The organism is Kitasatospora sp. CB01950 (assembly GCF_001905465.1).
Taxonomy (GTDB): Bacteria; Actinomycetota; Actinomycetes; order Streptomycetales; family Streptomycetaceae; genus Kitasatospora.
The window spans coordinates 1-15,475 of the sequence record NZ_LISX01000023.1; the positions used below are offsets into that span (position 1 = coordinate 1).

General features: G+C 74.4%; 16 protein-coding genes. 8 read left to right on the plus strand and 8 right to left on the minus strand.

Annotated features, from left to right (window positions below):
* Positions 1-148: 148 nt before the first annotated feature.
* Both AMK19_RS32740 and AMK19_RS32745 read right to left on the minus strand, forming a co-directional pair.
* Positions 149-586 (minus strand): hypothetical protein, encoded by a 438-nt coding sequence (locus tag AMK19_RS32740; RefSeq protein ID WP_073818984.1) that lies wholly within the window; start codon positions 584-586, stop codon positions 149-151.
* Positions 587-701: 115 nt separating this feature from the next.
* A complete protein-coding gene (locus AMK19_RS32745; protein ID WP_073818986.1) occupies positions 702-2,408 on the minus strand; it encodes an FAD-dependent oxidoreductase in 1,707 nt (568 codons plus the stop codon).
* Between the two features lie 190 nt (positions 2,409-2,598).
* On the opposite strand from AMK19_RS32745, the gene AMK19_RS32750 reads away from it, so the two are divergent.
* Positions 2,599-3,207, plus strand: coding sequence for a helix-turn-helix domain-containing protein (locus AMK19_RS32750; protein WP_073818987.1), 609 nt, complete (start codon positions 2,599-2,601; stop codon positions 3,205-3,207).
* A gap of 66 nt (positions 3,208-3,273) precedes the next feature.
* Here the strand turns inward: AMK19_RS32750 and AMK19_RS32755 are convergent, their stop codons facing one another.
* Positions 3,274-3,960: a hypothetical protein gene (locus AMK19_RS32755; RefSeq protein WP_073818989.1), complete on the minus strand. Its 687-nt coding sequence runs from the start codon at positions 3,958-3,960 to the stop codon at positions 3,274-3,276.
* A 290-nt stretch (positions 3,961-4,250) separates the two neighbouring features.
* Positions 4,251-5,225 (minus strand): hypothetical protein, encoded by a 975-nt coding sequence (locus AMK19_RS32760; protein WP_073818991.1) that lies wholly within the window; start codon positions 5,223-5,225, stop codon positions 4,251-4,253.
* A gap of 553 nt (positions 5,226-5,778) precedes the next feature.
* On the opposite strand from AMK19_RS32760, the gene AMK19_RS32765 reads away from it, so the two are divergent.
* The 4 genes from AMK19_RS32765 (at position 5,779) to AMK19_RS32780 (ending at position 8,720) form a co-directional block, all read left to right on the plus strand.
* Complete coding sequence (locus AMK19_RS32765) at positions 5,779-6,408, plus strand: DUF6230 family protein (protein ID WP_073818993.1); 630 nt, start codon at positions 5,779-5,781, stop codon at positions 6,406-6,408.
* Positions 6,398-6,901, plus strand: a complete 504-nt coding sequence (locus AMK19_RS32770) for a DUF6114 domain-containing protein (RefSeq protein WP_073818995.1) — start codon at positions 6,398-6,400, stop codon at positions 6,899-6,901. The genes AMK19_RS32765 and AMK19_RS32770 overlap by 11 nt, the downstream gene beginning before the upstream one ends.
* 248 nt (positions 6,902-7,149) lie before the next feature.
* The gene (locus AMK19_RS32775; protein ID WP_073818997.1) at positions 7,150-7,863 is read left to right on the plus strand and encodes a 5-oxoprolinase subunit B family protein; all 714 of its coding nucleotides are present in this window, start codon (positions 7,150-7,152) and stop codon (positions 7,861-7,863) included.
* Positions 7,860-8,720: a biotin-dependent carboxyltransferase family protein gene (locus AMK19_RS32780; RefSeq protein WP_073818999.1), complete on the plus strand. Its 861-nt coding sequence runs from the start codon at positions 7,860-7,862 to the stop codon at positions 8,718-8,720. The genes AMK19_RS32775 and AMK19_RS32780 overlap by 4 nt, the downstream gene beginning before the upstream one ends.
* A gap of 13 nt (positions 8,721-8,733) precedes the next feature.
* On the opposite strand, the gene AMK19_RS32785 is transcribed toward AMK19_RS32780, so the two are convergent.
* The 3 genes from AMK19_RS32785 to AMK19_RS32795 are packed head-to-tail and all read right to left on the minus strand — an operon-like array spanning position 8,734 to position 12,658.
* Positions 8,734-10,068 (minus strand): vWA domain-containing protein, encoded by a 1,335-nt coding sequence (locus AMK19_RS32785; protein WP_083647555.1) that lies wholly within the window; start codon positions 10,066-10,068, stop codon positions 8,734-8,736.
* The gene (locus AMK19_RS32790; RefSeq protein WP_073819000.1) at positions 10,065-11,282 is read right to left on the minus strand and encodes an AAA family ATPase; all 1,218 of its coding nucleotides are present in this window, start codon (positions 11,280-11,282) and stop codon (positions 10,065-10,067) included. The genes AMK19_RS32785 and AMK19_RS32790 overlap by 4 nt, the downstream gene beginning before the upstream one ends.
* Positions 11,283-11,341: 59 nt before the next feature.
* Positions 11,342-12,658, minus strand: a complete 1,317-nt coding sequence (locus tag AMK19_RS32795) for a hypothetical protein (protein ID WP_073819002.1) — start codon at positions 12,656-12,658, stop codon at positions 11,342-11,344.
* Positions 12,659-12,839: 181 nt separating this feature from the next.
* Here AMK19_RS32795 and AMK19_RS32800 point away from each other — a divergent pair, with 181 nt between their 5' ends.
* From AMK19_RS32800 to AMK19_RS32810, 3 genes are all read left to right on the plus strand, one after another.
* A complete protein-coding gene (locus tag AMK19_RS32800) occupies positions 12,840-13,757 on the plus strand; it encodes an oxygenase MpaB family protein (RefSeq protein WP_241844712.1) in 918 nt (305 codons plus the stop codon).
* Between the two features lie 363 nt (positions 13,758-14,120).
* Entirely contained in the window at positions 14,121-14,306 is a 186-nt protein-coding gene (locus AMK19_RS32805; RefSeq protein WP_073819004.1) for a hypothetical protein, read from the plus strand.
* Positions 14,307-14,509: 203 nt separating this feature from the next.
* Positions 14,510-14,803 carry a WhiB family transcriptional regulator gene (locus tag AMK19_RS32810; protein ID WP_073819094.1) on the plus strand — a complete coding sequence of 98 codons (294 nt, stop codon included), beginning with the start codon at positions 14,510-14,512 and terminating at the stop codon, positions 14,801-14,803.
* Positions 14,804-14,942: 139 nt separating this feature from the next.
* Here AMK19_RS32810 and AMK19_RS32815 read toward each other — a convergent pair whose 3' ends face one another.
* A complete protein-coding gene (locus AMK19_RS32815; protein ID WP_083647556.1) occupies positions 14,943-15,425 on the minus strand; it encodes an ATP-binding protein in 483 nt (160 codons plus the stop codon).
* Positions 15,426-15,475: the final 50 nt, after the last annotated feature.

Here is a 15,475-nt window from a genome sequence, read left to right on the forward strand (position 1 = left end):
AACGATCCTCAAGCTCACGGCCACCTAGTCCTTTCACGCCTCACGCCGGAGGGAACTCAGTACCCCCACTAGACCACACTCCGTGCCACAGATCCACTCTTCGGTGAAGTGAGAGGGGACTCAGTGTCCCCTCGGAGGGAACTGAGTGTCAGGCGGCCGGGGTGGGGTGGAGGGTGGAGGCCCAGTGCAGGGAGTACCAGGAGAGGGCGGCGAGCAGGGCGGCGCTGGGGAGCTCGGCGACGTAGGCGAATATCTCGGCGGTGCGGAAAGCGCTTCCCCGGTGGGCGGACCAGAGGTCGAAGAAGGCGTCCATGGCCAGCAGGACGGCGGTCGCGGAGGCGATCGGGCTGGTGGCGCGGTGGCGGCGGCGGACCAGCGAAGCCAGGGCGAGCAGCGCGGCGAACTCGATCAGGTCGAGCCAGACCCAGGAGTTGGAGAGGTTGCGGGCGCCGAAGTGGCCCCGGACGTTCAGCGCCAGGTCGACGATCCACGGCAGCAGCAGCACGGCGGCGACCCGGAGCACGATCGGCAGCCGGCGCAGCACGGCGTCCTCGTGGTTGGCCAGGGCCTTGCGGATTGCGAGCACGCCGTGATCATAGGGCTGGCGGTTCGTCAGGCCGGTGGACAAATTGCGGCCGCCCGCGTACGCGTGCGCGCGCGGGCGGCCGAACAGGAAATGGGGGCCTCGGGGGGCCGGTGGGTCAGGGCTTGCGGAGCAGGCGGACCGTGGAGTCGCGGTGCGGGCGGGCGTCGGGGTCGGTGACGGGGTGGCCGGGGTGGTCGTGGCGCGGGTGCTCCTCGGCGCGCTCGATCGTCCAGGCGCCCGGGGCCAGGTGCAGGGAGTCGAGCACCTCGGCGGGGGTGGGGAACTTCATCTCGGGGTGGTGGTGCTCGTGGTTCTCCCCGTGCCCGTGTCCGTGCTGGTGTCCGTGCTGGTGGCCGTGCTGGTGGCCGTGGTCGTGGTCGTGCTGGTGGTCCTGTTCGGGGCGGTCCTTGGGGCGGGCGGGGGCGACGGCGTGGCTGACGATCAGCAGGGTGCCGCCGGGGGCGACCGCGGCGGCGGCGCTGCGGAGCACCCGTTCGCGCGGGAACTCGGCGGGGGAGTGCAGGAACTGGGCGGAGACCAGGTCGTAGGAGCCGGTCGGGAACGCGTGGGCCAGGTCCGTGCGCTGCCAGCTGATCCGGTCGGCGACGCCTTCCACCGCGGCGCGGGCGGCGGCGCGGTCGAGGGCGACCTGCGAGATGTCGACGGCGGTGACCTGCCAGCCCTGCTGGGCCAGCCAGATGGCGTCGCCGCCCTCGCCGCAGCCGAGGTCGAGGGCGTGGCCGGGGGCGAGGTCGGCGACCTCGCGGGTCAGCGAGGCGTTGGGCCGGCCGCTCCAGATCTGCTCGCTCTCGCCGTACCGGTTCTCCCAGAACTCGACGGCCTCGACGGCGAGTCGGGTCTCCTCGGCGATCAGGTCGGCGTTGATCGCGATGGCGGCCCGCAGGCCGTCGGCGGCGGCGACGGCGACCTGCGCCATCGGGTCGGTGAGGTTGCCGACCGCCCACACGCCCGGGGTTTCGGTGGCACCCGCCGGGCCGGTGGTGGCGAGGTGTTCGCCCACCCGCACGCCGCCGCGGACCAGGTCGGTGACGGCCAGCCCGAGGCCGTCCAGGAACGGGGCCCGCACGGTCGGCGCGCCGGCCACGGAGAGCGCGTCGCAGTCGACCACGGTGTCGTCGGCGAGCCGGACTCCGGTGAGGTCGCCGCCGTCTTTCCCGAGCACGGCCGCGACCTCGCCGGTGCGGACGGCGATGCCGCGGGCGGCGAGTTCGCGGCGCTGCTGCTCGTCGAACGGGCCGGCGGTGTGGGCGAGCAGGGTGACGTCGGAGGTCCACTGGCGCCACAGCAGCGCCTGGTGGAGGGCGACGGCGGGGTCGGTGGCGAGCACCGCGATCCGGCGGTCGCGGACCTCCCAACCGTGGCAGTACGGGCAGTGCAGCACCTGGTGGCCCCAGCGTTCGGCGAGGCCGGGGAGCTCGGGCAGCACGTCGACGGTGCCGGTGGCCAGCAGCACCCGGCGGGCGTGCACGACGCTGCCGTCGGACAGTTCGGCACGGAACGCGCCGTCCGGTTCGCGAGTGATGCCGCGCACCTCGGCGTCGTGGAACTCGCCGCCGTACGAGGCGACTTCGGACCGGCCCTGGGTGACGAGCTTGGCGGGCGGCAGGCCTTCGAGGCCGAGCAGGCCGTGGATGCCCTCGGCGGGCGCGTTGCGCGGCCGGCCGGCGTCGACGACCAGGACCGAGCGGCGGGCCCGGGCCAGGACCAGGGCGCCGCTCAGTCCGGCGGCGCCGCCGCCGACGACCAGGACGTCGTGGTGCCGGGCGGGGTGCGGGTGCGAATCACGGTGTGTGGCGGTCATGGCTCGATGGTGCGCAGCCCCTCGCCGGATTGACAAACAATGTTGCTGAGGTGGCAAATGGAAAGGGCCCGATCGGGCACGCAGGGCTGTCGACGGCCGTCGAGGGTTGTTGAGAGCCGGCGAGGGCCGGCGAGGGCCGGCGAGGGCCGGCGAGGGAAGTCGTCGGAAGTCGAGCGGGAGGAGTGGCACGGTGGGCGCGGAGGACGAGGACTTCGAGGTGGTGCTGACCGCGGTCGGCCCGCGGCTGCGGGCGATCCGCCAGCAGCGCGGCACCACGCTCGCGCAGCTCAGCGAGGAGACCGGCATTTCGGTGAGCACGCTCTCGCGCCTGGAGTCGGGCGGCCGTCGGCCCACCCTGGAGCTGCTGCTGCCGCTGGCCCGGGCGCACGGGGTGGCGTTGGACGAGCTGGTGGACGCCCCGGCGACGGGCGATCCCCGGGTGCGGCTGCGCCCGTTCGTCCGGCACGGCTGGACGTACTTGCCGTTGGCCCGCAACCTCGGCGGGATGCAGGCGTACAAGATGATCGTCCCGCCGGGGGCGCGGGAGGACGCCGAACAGCGCACCCACGAGGGGTACGAGTGGCTGTACGTGCTGTCGGGGCAGCTGCGGCTGCGGCTCGGCGAGCACGACGTGGTGCTGAAGGCGGGCGAGGCGGCCGAGTTCGACACCCGGACGCCGCACGTGTTCACCAACGCCGGCTCGACGCCGGTGGAGTTCCTGAGCCTGTTCGGCCCGCAGGGTGAGCGGGTGCACGTGCGGGCGCGGACCGCCAACCGCCGTGCGGACCATGAGGAGTGACGGTCCGTCAGAGTGGAGCGCCGCGCCCCGGGGAGGGCGCGGCGCCGAAGTGCCGGAGGCGGAGCGTCAGTTGACCAGGACGGTGCCGCCGTTGCCGGGGGCGGAGTCGATGACCGGGCCGTAGGACGCCGAGAAGTTGATGCTCGGGAAGCAGATGCTCGGGCCGGTGAACTTGGTCAGGGGCTGGTTGACCAGGTTGATCTGCGGCGGGACGTTGGTGGCGTTGCCCTGCAGGCTGGCCGAGGTGGCGCGGAAGACGCAAGTGGCGGTGCCGGCCAGGGTCTTGAGGACGGCGGTGGCCTGGATCTGGGTGCCCGAGGCGATCGGGGAGAGCGAGACCGGGTAGCCGGGGGCGTCGGAGATGCTCAGGGTGTAGGGCAGGGTGTCCATCGTCAGGCTGTTCACGCCGGTGACGCCGACCACGTTGGAGGTGCAGCCGCTGAAGGTCAGGCCGGTGACCGGGCCGGAGGCGGTGTCGGTGGTGGTGGGGGTGACGGTCGGGTTGACGCCGACGCTGCCGCTGATGTGGGAGACGGTGCACTTGACGCCGGTGGTGGTGCCCGGGTTGTACATGGTGGCCAGGGTGCCGGTGACCAGGTCCGCGGAGAGCGCGTCGCCGACGTTCACGGCGACACCGATGTTGGTGTAGAGGACGGGCCCGGCGACGGTGGCGTTGGCGGTGCCGGTCTGGAGGGCGACCAGGGCGGCGGTGGCGGCCAGGGCAGCGGCGCCGGCGAAGAGGCGGTTGCGCATGAGGGTTCCTTCCGGGGGGTGGGGCATCCGGTGGGTGGGGTCGGCCCCGGCGCGGTGGCCGGGGCGCGGCTCCGGCGGTGCGGAGCGCGTGCCCGCCCGCGGCGGGGCGGGCACGGGTCGGTGGGGGAACGGCCGAGTCGGTGCGGACGGAGACCGTGCAGGCCGAGTCGGTGCGGGCACGGTCCGTGCGGGCCGGGCCGGCGCGGGCCGACTCGGCGTGGGCGCGGCCAGTGCGGGCCGAGTCGGTGCGGGTGCGACGGTCGGCGCGGACCGGGTCAGTGCAGGCCGGGTCAGTGCGCGGCGCTGGCGGCCATCGCGGCCGTCAGGTCGGAGATGCTCTCGTCCAGCACGAAGCTGGCGTTGGTCTGCGCGAAGCTCACCGAGTTCTTGCCGGGCGTGGCGGGCAGGTTCATGGTCCAGTTGATGATCTGGTTGAGCGAGCCGAGCAGGCCGCAGCCGTTGGCGCCGGGCACCGCGAAGGTGTTGTCGACCAGGTTCGCGTTGTTCTCCGAAATCACCAGCGAGTTGTGGCCGTTGGGGTCCATCGTGAAGTCGATGGCGCCCGGGTCGCCGGTCATCGGGGCGGTCGGCGCGGGCGGGGCGGTGGTGCCGGTGGTGGGCTTGAGCACCAGCGGCGCGGAGTTCGAGCCGACGTAGCAGTCCGGGCCGAACAGCGCGTTGAACAGGTGCAGCTTGATCGGCAGTTGGAAGACCGGGTACGGCTCGCCGGTCGCCATCGGGGTGAACTTGGCGACCGGGCCCGCCTGTTCGACCTGCGCGAAGACACTGGTGATGCCCGGCAGGAAGTTCTGGATGCCCGGGATGGTGATCTCCACCATCGGCGCGCTCATCAGCGGCGCGTTGGTCGGCGGCACCACGTTGTACTGGTTGGCGGTGGTGCCGTCCGGGAAGGTCACCGAGGGCGCGGACTTGTCCCAGTAGAAGCCGAACTGGAGCTTGATCGGCGAGTTGAAGGGCACCACCGTGCTGCCCAGGGTGAACTTCCCGCCGTTGGTGATCGACACCAGACAGCCGACCTGGAGGTTCGCCGAATTCGTCATGGCGGGCGCGCTGAGCGGGCAGTTGCCCATGCCGGTGTAGGGCGCGCCCGGCGTCGCGGCGGAGGCCGGAACGGTGCCGGCCAGCAGCGCGGCGCTGGCCAGCGCGGCCGGAACGGCGAGGCGGCCGAGCAGTCGCCGGGAGCCGCGGCGGGCGGCCGGGCTCTCGGAGCTGCTGGCGGAGTGGTCCGGCTGGGTACGGCGCATGGTGGGGGGACTCCTCACGGCAGGGGGGACGGGGGTGGCGAGTCCGTGCTGGACGCGCCGACGGCGGTGCGGGGTGCGGGAGTTCGGCGAGCGGGCGGTTCGCTCGACGCCACGAGCGGCCGGCCCGAAGGCGCACGATTGCCACCGGGCCGCCCGAGGTCGCGGGGGCGCCGACAGAGAGAGCGGAAAGGAACCCGGGGCTGCGCCGTGACGGCGCGGGGGTTACCGCCGGGTACATCGCCAAGTTTCTATGGGGGCCGGACGGCAACGTCAAGAAGATGTGCGGAAGTTGGCAGCCCGGTGAGTGGAGTTCGAGTGCTGCCACGCCCCAATAGTCAATCCAGTCACAGTAGTTGACTGGTGTTCAGATGTGTGGGGGCGGTGCGCGAAGTATTGACCCGCCATGTACCCCGGGGTAACTTCCAGACAGCTCGAAGGTGTGAGAAAGATCGTCAACTTCGGTACTGAGAACGATCGTTGACGCTTTCGTCCACGCCAGGACCAGTGCACCGGCGAGTTGCGCATCCCCCACTCGAACCCTCTGGAGCTGCACATGCCCCACCCCGCAGAACTACCCGCCGCCACCCCTGCCGGGCGCGGCCGGGTCCGGCTGCGCCGCGCCGCACTGATGGCGATACCCGCCTGCGTGACCGCCGGCGTCCTGGTGACCCTGACCGCGCAGAACGTCCTCGCCAACCAGTTCGCGATCTCCGGCATGGCCTTCGAGGTCACCGCCGACCGCATGCACGGCACGGGGGTCGAGCAGTTCGGCGTCCTGGACAACATGATCGAGAACAGCCCGAACGCCGGCGACACCGGCGGCCAGCTGTTCCTGATCCAGACCGCCGTGAAGTCGGCCGACCTGACCAAGCTCTGTCAGAGCGTCAACCTGGGCGGCATCAACCTGCTGATCACGGCCGGCGACAAGGGCAGCCCCGTCCACGCCGAGAACCTCACCACCGACTCCGACCTGATGAGCGGCGAGGCCGTGTTCACGGGCCTGGAGGTCGGCCGCGACGCCAGCACCTTCGACAAGGGCCCGGTCCAGGGCCCCCCCGGAATGTTCGGCCAGCAGGGCGACGAGGTGACCGTCGACAACTTCCGCCAGCGGAACTACGCCACCACCGCCGGGCTCTTCAAGCTGCCCAACATGCACCTCAGCTTCAGCACCGATGGCTGCTGAGTTCGACTCGGCACCGGACCGGGCGGCTGAGCACACCGCGGCCGCCCGGCCTGCCGGTCCCGAGCACCCCGTCGCGGACGCCCCTCCGGCCCCCGTCACCCGCACCGGATTCGCCGGCTGGCGCGACCGCCGGCCCTTCTGGGGCGGCCTGCTGGTCACCCTCGCCGGCGCCGAAATCCTGTTCACCGAGAAAGCCCCGATGCACATGGTCATTCGCATCGGCCTCCTCGGTCTGGGCGGCTACATCGTCCCGATGCTGATGGTGCTCTGCGGACTCCTGCTCATCTTCCACCCCGTTCAGCGGGTCTTCTACTCCCTGGTTGCCGTCCTCGCCACCCTCGGCAGCTGGATCACCTCCAACATCGGCGGGTTCTTCATCGGCTTGCTGCTCGGCCTGGTCGGCAGCACTTTGGCCTTCGGCTGGCTCCCCGACCAACCCCTGAGCAAGCGCAAGGCGCGCCGCCACGCCGAACGCGAAGCGACCCCGGCCTGAGACCGGGGCGGCCCACGGCGCAGGAGCGTGGCCTGCGCCGTGCACACCGTCCGCGGCCCCCGTACACCGAGCGGTCGGGGGCCGCGGGCGGTGCTCGGGCTGTCCGGGGGTCGAGGGCCAGGCTGCCCGGTGGCCGTGGCACGGACGGCACCCCGGTGTACGGCGTACGCACCGCAGTTGCCGTCCGCTTGGTAGCTTGGGCCGAGGACGGCCCGGCGGCGGCCGCGCGAACGGAACAGGACGGTCCGGTGCGAGTACTGCCCTGCGGGAGCGACGCCGTCCTGGTCGAGGTCGACACCGCCGAAGAGGTCCAGCACCTGCACGGTGCACTGCGCAGCGCACCACCCGCCGGCATCACCGAACTCGTCCCCGCCGCCCGCACCGTGCTGATCCGCTACGACCCCCGGGCCACCGACCCGCAGCGCCTGCGCACCGCCCTCCGCACCCTGCCCCGGACCGCTGTCGCGGCCTCCGCCGGAGCGGGCGCGGCCGGAGCAGGCGCGGCCGTGCGGATCCCCGTGCGCTACGACGGACCCGACCTCGCCGAGGTCGCCGCCCGCACCGGACTGACCGAACGCCAGGTGGTCGAACGCCACACCGCCGCCCAGTACCGCGTCGCGTTCTGCGGCTTCGCACCCGGCTTCGCCTACCTCACCGGACTCGACCCGCGCCTGCGCCTGCCCCGCCGCACCGAACCCCGCACCCGGGTACCGGCCGGGGCCGTCGCCGTCGCCGACGAGTACACCGGCGTCTACCCCAGCCCCTCACCCGGCGGCTGGCACCTGCTCGGCACCACCGCCCTCACCCTGTGGGACCCCGCCGCCGACCCGCCCACCCGGCTCGGCCCCGGCACCGCCGTCCGCTTCGTCGAAGCCCCGGACGGAGCACCGGACGGAGCGTCGGGGGAAGCCCGGGGCGGAGCCCCGGACGATGCGCCGGACACCGACGGCGGCGCGTCATGACCCGGGGCGAACTGCTGGTCGTGCGCGCCGGGTTCGGCGCCACCGTGCAGGACCTCGGACGCCCGGGACTGGCCGCACTCGGCGTCGGCCGGGCCGGGGCCGCCGACCGCGACGCACTGCGCCTCGCCAACCGCCTGGTCGGCAACCCCGAGGACGCCGCCGGCCTCGAAGCCCCCATGGGCGGCATCGAACTGGCCTTCCCGCACACCACCACCTGCGCCCTCACCGGCGCCGACTGCCCGGCCTGGATCGACGACCGCCCCGCCGCCGGCCGCACCCCGCTGCGCGTCCCCGCCGGCGCCCGGCTGCGCCTCGGCACCCCCACCCGGGGCCTGCGGGTCTACCTCGCCGTCCGCGGCGGCCTCGACGTCCCCGCCGTGCTCGGCTCCCGCGCCACCGACACCCTCGCCGGGATCGGCCCCGACCGGCTGACGGTCGGCCAACTGCTGCCGGTCGGCGACGCCGCCACCGGCTGGCCCACCGCCGACCACGCCCCGCGGCCCGCCCCCGCCGACCGCACCGTGCTGCACGTCCTGCCCGGCCCGCGCGACGACTGGTTCACCGCCGACGCGCTGCGCACCCTGCTCACCGAGCCGTACACCGTCACCCCCGACAGCGACCGCGTGGGCATGCGCCTGGACGGGCCCGCGCTGGAGCGGGCCCGCGGCGGCGAACTGCCCTCCGAGGGCATGGTCGGCGGGGCGCTGCAGGTGCCGCCGTCCGGGCGGCCGATCCTGTTCCTGGCCGACCACCCCGTCACCGGCGGGTACCCCGTCATCGCGGTGGTCCGCCGCGCCGACCTCGGGGCCGCCGCCCAGGCCCGGTCCGGAGACACGCTGCACTTCCGCCTCGCGTGAATCCCCGGCGGCCTCAACCCAGTTGGACCACCCGCGCCCAGTCCGGCGGCGGGTCCGGCCGGTAGTAGTGCGGATCGTCCTCGTCGACGACGGTGGTCCGGCGGAACAGGCCGATCACCGTCCGGCACGGCGGCCGGCGGGAGGGCCACGCGGTCTGGCCGTCCGTCAGCGCGACCACCACGTCCGGGGACGGGCACAGCCGCATCGCCGCCGCGAAGCCCTCCCGGAGGTCGGTGCCGCCACCGCCGACCAGCGCCAACTCGCCGACACCGCCGATGCGTTGGATCTGCTGGGCGGCGGCGTCGCAGGAGACCACCGACAGCAGCTCGCGCCGTCCGTCGAGGGTGCGGGCGATCGCGGCGATCTCCAGCAGCGCGGTGCCCAGCTCCCGGTCGCTGACCGAGCCCGAGGTGTCCACCACCACGGCCACGCGCGGGAGTTGGCGGCGCAGCGCGGGCAGCACGATGCCCGGCAGCGCGGTGGCGCGGCGCGCGGGGCGGCCGTAGGTGTAGTCGGAGCCCGCGCCCGCGCCGGCCACCGCGGAGCGGACCGCCGCGCCGAGCAACTCACGCCAGGGCTGCGGCGGATGGAACGCCTCGCGGGCCCAGCGCCGCCACCCCTCGGGGGTGCTGCCCGGCCGGCCGAGGATGCTCTCGGCGACCCGGAACCGAACCAGGTCGCGCTCGTGCTCCCGGAGCGTCCGCGCTTCCGCCGGGCCGAGGTCCCACTCGCGGTCCAGGCCGTCCGCGCCGCTGCCGCACTCCAGCCAGCCGACCGCGTCGCTGTGCACGCCGAGCGTGAACCGCGGCAGGTAGTCCTCCATCAGCAGGTTCGGAGGCAGGCCGAGGCTCTCCGGGTAGACCGCGTCCGCCGGCTTGACCAGGCCGTCGCCGTACACGTCGTCGTTGATCTCGCAGTCCGCCGCGAGGTTGATCCGCAGCCGGTCCTGCGGCCCGTCGAGGTTGTGCTTGCGCATCGCCCGGTCGCCGCGCCGGGCGTGGTCGCGCAGCAGGTGGGAGACCTCGTGGACCCAGATCGAGGCGAGTTCCTCCTCCGGGCGGGCGGCCACGAACGCGGGCGAGACGTAGCAGCGCCAGTACCGGTCCACGGCCATGGTCGGCACCCGCTGCGACTCGACGACGTGCATCGCGAACAGCGCGGTGGCCAGGAACGGCCGGGCGCGCACCGCCAGCAGGCGGGCCGCGTAGAGCTTCTCCAGGTCCAGCGGCGGGCCGGCCGGGCGGGACGGGCCCGGCCGCGCGGGGGCGGGCCCCCGGAGAGGCGGGACGGGCCGCGGGCGAGGTGCCGGGCGGTGTGCCGGGCGGGGTGTGCTCTGCGGGGTGTTCATCGGCGGCCCGCGGCAGCGGCGGGGACCCGGGCGGCGGCGCGGTCGGCACGCCGGGACAGCTCCAGCGCTCCGGCGAACCGCTCGATCAACTCCGGTACCTCCCAGTCGTGTTGACGCAGCGATGCGAGCGTGGTGACGGGCACCAGCAGGACGTCCGGGCTGCCGGTTCGTAGCGCCCGGGCCATCAACGTCCAGGCGGCGTCCCAGCGTTGGCGGGTCGGGCGGGAGCGGACGGCGGCGACCACGGCGTCCAGCGCGGTCTGCCGGAGGTCGCCGCGTTCGGGCAGGGCGGCGCCGTCCGGGTCGGCTAGCAGGTCCTCGGGTGCGGGCAGGTCCATCCGGTCGACGGTGGCCATCAGTTCGAGACCCGGCCCGTCGCCGACCGTGCCGCGCACCAGCATCGACAGCACCTCGCGGGAGGAGCCGGCGGCCGAGCCGAACGCCAGCAGCCGCACCGTCATCTCCCAACTGCGAGGCGACGGCCAGGCCTTGCCGCGCCGGGTCTCGGCGGTGGGCAGCCGGTGGGTCAGCTCGGGCCGCACCGTCAGCAGGTCGCACACCGCGCGGCGGGCGAACTTGACGGCGGCGGGCAGGCGTTCGGCATCCAGCCGGGGCAGTTCGGCGCGCGGCCACACTCCGCCGAGCCCGCGCACCACGACCTCCGGGTCGTGCACCCAGTCCAGGTGGACGAAGCGGTTGGCCAGCGGCGCGCTCAGCTCCCAGCCGTCGGCCGCCGAGCCGCGCGGGTTGGCCGCTGCCACGATCCGGACGCCCGGCGGGAGTTGGAGCGCCCCGATGCGGCGCTCCAGCACCAGGCGCAGCAGCGCCGCCTGCACGGCGGGCGGGGCGGTGGACAGCTCGTCGAGGAACAGCAGCCCGCGGCCCTGCCGGACCAGGCGCACCGCCCAGTCCGGCGGCGCGAGCGGGACGCCCTCGGTGGCCGGATCCGCGCCGATCACCGGCAGGCCGGAGAAGTCGGACGGCTCGTGCACGCTGGCGATCACGGTGGTGAGCGGCAGGTCGAGTTCGGCGGCGAGCTGGTTGAGCGCGGAGGTCTTGCCGATGCCGGGCTCACCCCACAGCAAAACAGGAGAGTTGGCGGCGACGGCGAGGGTCAGGGCCTCGATCCGGAGGTCCTGGCGGGGTTCGGTGGCGGACTCGGCGAGGAGGGCCAACAGGCGGTCGGAGACGGCGAGTTGAGCGGTGGAAGGCATGGGTGATCACCTGGGGAGGGGAGAGTCGGGGTCCCGGCGCGGCGGGCGCCGGGCGAAGGTCAGGACCGGTGCATTCGGGCGCAGCGCGAGCAGATGAGTCGGCGCGGCATGCGGGGACGGTGCGGGTGGCCGCCGTCCAGCGGCACCGGCGTGCAGGGGTGTTGGTGGGCGTGGCGCAGCCGGCTCGGGGCGAGCCCGGACCGGTGCAGTGCGGCGACGACGCGCTGCTCCTCGTCCTCGGCCAGCCGTTCGGCGAGCGGGCCGTCGGGCAACGGGGTGTCGTCGCCGAGGAGTTGGCGGACGGCGGTGAGCGCGCCGGACCGGTCGCCGTGCAGCAGGCGCTGCACGATGGCGTCCAGGTTGTCGGGCTGCCGGTGCGCACGGTCGATGGTCTGCAGGCAGGGCAGCGGCGGGCCGCCGAACGCCAACAGCAGTTCCTCCCGGCGCAGTTGCTCGGGCGGGTGGTCGAGCGGCGTGAGCCGGCCCGCGACCAGCGCCACCCGGTGCCGCTCGCCCCGGCAGTCCACCAGCAGCGGATCGGCCGCCGTCGGCGGCGCCGCGCGCACCGGACGGTGGTCCGGCACGAGGGCCGCCGCCACCAGCGGGTGCAGGCGGTCGGCGTCCACCGCCCCCGTGCGCAGCAGCCGCAGGTCGGGCGGCGCCCAGGTGGCGGCGTCCGGGAGCACGGGCAGGCCGCCCGGGTCGCGCAACTCGTGCTGTCCGACCGCGCCGGTGGCGGGGTCGAGCAGCAGGAAGCGGCGCGCGCCCAGCCGCACCGTGACCGGCGTGTCCGGCGACAGCCCGTCCGCCGCGCGCAGTAGATCCGCCTCGAACGCCCAAACGATGTTGGGTGATTGATGAACAGTCAAGTGAGCGGTGCGATCGGCGAGTTCAGGGGCGCTTCGGGCGTCCCACAGGTGTCGGTGCAGGTCGAGGCGGAAACGTGGCTGCGGGCGGGGGACCGCTCCGGGGCCGGCGGTGTGCCACAGGGCCAGGCTCACCCGCTGGTCCGCGGCCGCCCAGCGGGGAGCGGTGCGGACCACCAGGTGGAACGCGGCCGGCCCGTCCCGCGGGTAGCGCGCCAGGGTGGCGCTCAGCCCCGGCCGCAGCAGGCCGTCCGGGGCCGTGCGAGGCAGGTGCCAGCGCAGCAGGTCGGGTGCCAAGTGGCGTAGGTCGGTGCGGAGTTGACCGGCGAGGTCGGAACCGAACGCGCGGGCGACCGCCCGAACGTCCAGCTCCACGTCGAACCGGGCAGCAGCGCAGGCACCGCCCCAGTCGCCCAGCTCGCGGCGGGCGGTGGCGGTCTCGATCATGGCCGGGGGGACGGCGAACTGCCGTACGCGGGGCCAGAAACAGGTGCGAGTGTCCTCGTCCATCGGCGAAGTGGTATGCATCAGCACGCACTTCGGAAGGACGGGACCTCCAATCCGTGAGTAGTCATCGCCGGTGATCGTAGCGGGTCCCCGACGTGCTGTCAGCCCCGTTCGGCGGCGGGGCCGTGCGGCGTAGGCTGGACGGGAGAGCAGAGACGGGGGATCGGGGCGGGAGGAGCACGGCGTGACAGGCGGGTGGCGGCGGCCGATTCAAGCGCTGCGGCGGAGGCTGCTGCGGGAGATCAACTCCACGGTGCACGGCGCGGAACTGCACCTGGAGCGCTACGACCGGCCGCCCGGCGACCCGGGCCTGTTCGGTGCGGCCAGTGTGGTGTGGCGGGTGCACGAGCACCCCGCCGGGATGCTGGTCGGCGGGTTCGCCGCGCTGATGCTCCAGTCACTGCACCCGGTGGCGATGCGCGCCGTCGCCGAACACTCCGACTACCGCACCGACCCCACCGGGCGGCTGCACCGCACCGCGCGCTTCGTCTCCACCACCACGCTCGGCTCCTCCGCCGCCGCGGAGGCCGCGATCGCCGGCGTGCGGAACATCCACCGCTACGTGCGCGGCTTCGACGCGACCGGCCGGCCGTACCGGGCCGACGACCCCGAACTGCTCTGCTGGGTGCACACCGCGGAGGTGTCCTGCTTCCTTCAGGGGCACCAAGTGTTCGCCGGGAAGCGGAAGTTGAGCGGAGCCGGGTGCGACGCGTACCTGGCGGAGGTGGCGCTGATCGGCGAACTGCTCGGCGCGGACGGCGTGCCCGACTCGCGTGCCGCGGTGGCCGACTACCTGACCCGGGTGCGGGGCCAACTGCACGCCGGGCCCGAGTCGTTGGAGGTGGTCGCACTGCTGCGCGGCTTCGGGCGCAGCGGGCGCGAGCGGCTCGCGGTGCGGGTGCTGACGAACGCGGCGATCGGCATCCTGCCCGACTGGGCGCGCACGGAACTCGGCATCCGACGCGGTTGGGCGGTGCGACGCCTCTGGGACCGGCCGGTGGCGCGGCTGCTCGGCGCGGTGATGGTGTGGGCGTGCGGCCTGTCGCCGATCCGCGCGGCGGCCCACGCCCGGGCCCGCGCCGGCGTCCGGGCGGGCGGCTGACCAGGGGAACGGCGGCGGACGCGGTGGCGGAGACGCGGTAGCGGCAGCGGGAGCAGCGGGAAGCGGCCGCCGCCCGGGGCTGGGGTCCGGGCGTTGCGGCCGCTTCGGGATCGTCCGTGTGCGGTGCTCGGCACTGCGAGCGACGGGCCGGGCCCTCAGTACTGGGGCCGACGGCCGTGGTTCGCCTTGTGCCTGGCGCGGGCCTTCTTCTTGCGGCGTCGCTTCGACGACATGGCCACACTCTCCTCTCGCGACAGTGGACAACGGCCCCCCGTCCACGGTGCGCCCGTCGCCGCGATGGTGCCAGCCGACGCCAGAGACGCACCATGGAGGGAGGGGGCACACCAAGCCGCGGGAGGCGAGATGTCGCACCACACGCACGGAACCCACGACGCACCGGCCGACGAGTGGCCGCCCACCGAGACCCCGGAGGCCCGGATGACGGCGGAGGGCTCGCCGCCGCCGGACGAGAGCGAGAAGACCGCGGCGGACGGCCCCGAGTTCGCCGTCCCCGTCTCCTCGCCGCCGGAGCCCGAGGACGGCGAGTAGACGACACGGCGGAGACCACGGCGGACGCGCGAAAGCAGTGCGGCGGAGGCGCGGAGGCGGCCCGGCCCGGACGGAGGCGGTGCGGCGGAGGCACCAGACGGCACGGCGGAGGCGTGGAGGCGGTTCGGGCGGCGGATCGCGGTTACACGGACGGCACACCCGTTCGTCCGTTGATCCGCCTGTCCGACCACAAGGAGCAGTCGATGACCGTGATCTCCCGCCTGCCCGGAGCCGTCGAGGAGGAGTGGGACTGGCAGCTGCAGGGCGCCTGCCGGGCCGCCGACTCCCGCCTGTTCTTCCACCCGTCCGGCGAGCGCGGCCAGGCCCACGACGACCGCGACCGGGCCGCCAAGGCGGTCTGCGCCCGCTGCCCCGTCCGCGAACGCTGCCTGCGCCACGCGCTCGCCGCCCGGGAACGCTACGGCGTGTGGGGCGGCCGCACCGAGGAGGAGCGGCAGCACATGCTGCGCCGCCGGCGGCGCAACCGCGGCAGGTGAGCGGCGCAGCGACGAAGGCGGCCCCCGTACGCCACGGGGCCGCCTTCGCTGCTACGCGGCTTCGTCGTCCGTGCGGAGGCTGCGGGAACGGAGGCTGCGGGAACGGAGGTTGCGGGAACGGAGGTTGCGGGCGCGGAGGCTACGGGCGCGGGGGCTGTGCGAGCAGCCGGGAGGCGTCGATCTCCGCCCAGATGGACTTGCCCCGCTGGTGCAGGTCGGCGCCCCAGCGGTCGGCGGTGTGCTGCACGATGTACAGGCCGTGACCGCCGGGGAGGCCGGGGCGGTGCGGGGTGCGCAGCGCGGGCAGCACGGACGACGTGTCGGAGACTTCGATCCGCAGGCGGGCGGGGGTGGCGTCCAGGACGAGTTCGAGCGGGCCGCCGGCGTGCAGCGTCGCGTTGCCGACGAGTTCGGCGACCAGCAGCACGACGTCCTCGGCGAGATCGGCATCGGGCGGGGTGGACCACGACCAGTCGGCGAGCGCCTCGGCGGTGAACGCGCGGGCCCGGGCCACCGGCCGGGCGACGCCCGCCAGCCGCAGGCGGCGGCGCTGGCCGCCGGGGGGCATGCCCGCGCGGGCGTCCGGGCGGTCGCCGTCCAGGGTTCCCCGACTGGGCGTCACGGGCGGGTTCCCTTCGGTCTTGACGGCAGGCTCACGAGTCGGTTTCCCGG

Excerpts from the sequence above, each read along its gene's own strand:
- AMK19_RS32745 (WP_073818986.1), bottom strand. The coding sequence starts at position 2,408 with ATGACCGCCACACACCGTGATTCGCACCCGCACCCCGCCCGGCACCAC.
- AMK19_RS32755 (WP_073818989.1), bottom strand. The coding sequence starts at position 3,960 with ATGCGCAACCGCCTCTTCGCCGGCGCCGCTGCCCTGGCCGCCACCGCC.
- AMK19_RS32760 (WP_073818991.1), bottom strand. The coding sequence starts at position 5,225 with ATGCGCCGTACCCAGCCGGACCACTCCGCCAGCAGCTCCGAGAGCCCG.
- AMK19_RS32765 (WP_073818993.1), top strand. The coding sequence starts at position 5,779 with ATGCCCCACCCCGCAGAACTACCCGCCGCCACCCCTGCCGGGCGCGGC.
- AMK19_RS32770 (WP_073818995.1), top strand. The coding sequence starts at position 6,398 with ATGGCTGCTGAGTTCGACTCGGCACCGGACCGGGCGGCTGAGCACACC.
- AMK19_RS32780 (WP_073818999.1), top strand. The coding sequence starts at position 7,860 with ATGACCCGGGGCGAACTGCTGGTCGTGCGCGCCGGGTTCGGCGCCACC.
- AMK19_RS32785 (WP_083647555.1), bottom strand. The coding sequence starts at position 10,068 with ATGAACACCCCGCAGAGCACACCCCGCCCGGCACACCGCCCGGCACCT.
- AMK19_RS32790 (WP_073819000.1), bottom strand. The coding sequence starts at position 11,282 with ATGCCTTCCACCGCTCAACTCGCCGTCTCCGACCGCCTGTTGGCCCTC.
- AMK19_RS32795 (WP_073819002.1), bottom strand. The coding sequence starts at position 12,658 with ATGGACGAGGACACTCGCACCTGTTTCTGGCCCCGCGTACGGCAGTTC.
- AMK19_RS32805 (WP_073819004.1), top strand. The coding sequence starts at position 14,121 with ATGTCGCACCACACGCACGGAACCCACGACGCACCGGCCGACGAGTGG.
- AMK19_RS32810 (WP_073819094.1), top strand. The coding sequence starts at position 14,510 with ATGACCGTGATCTCCCGCCTGCCCGGAGCCGTCGAGGAGGAGTGGGAC.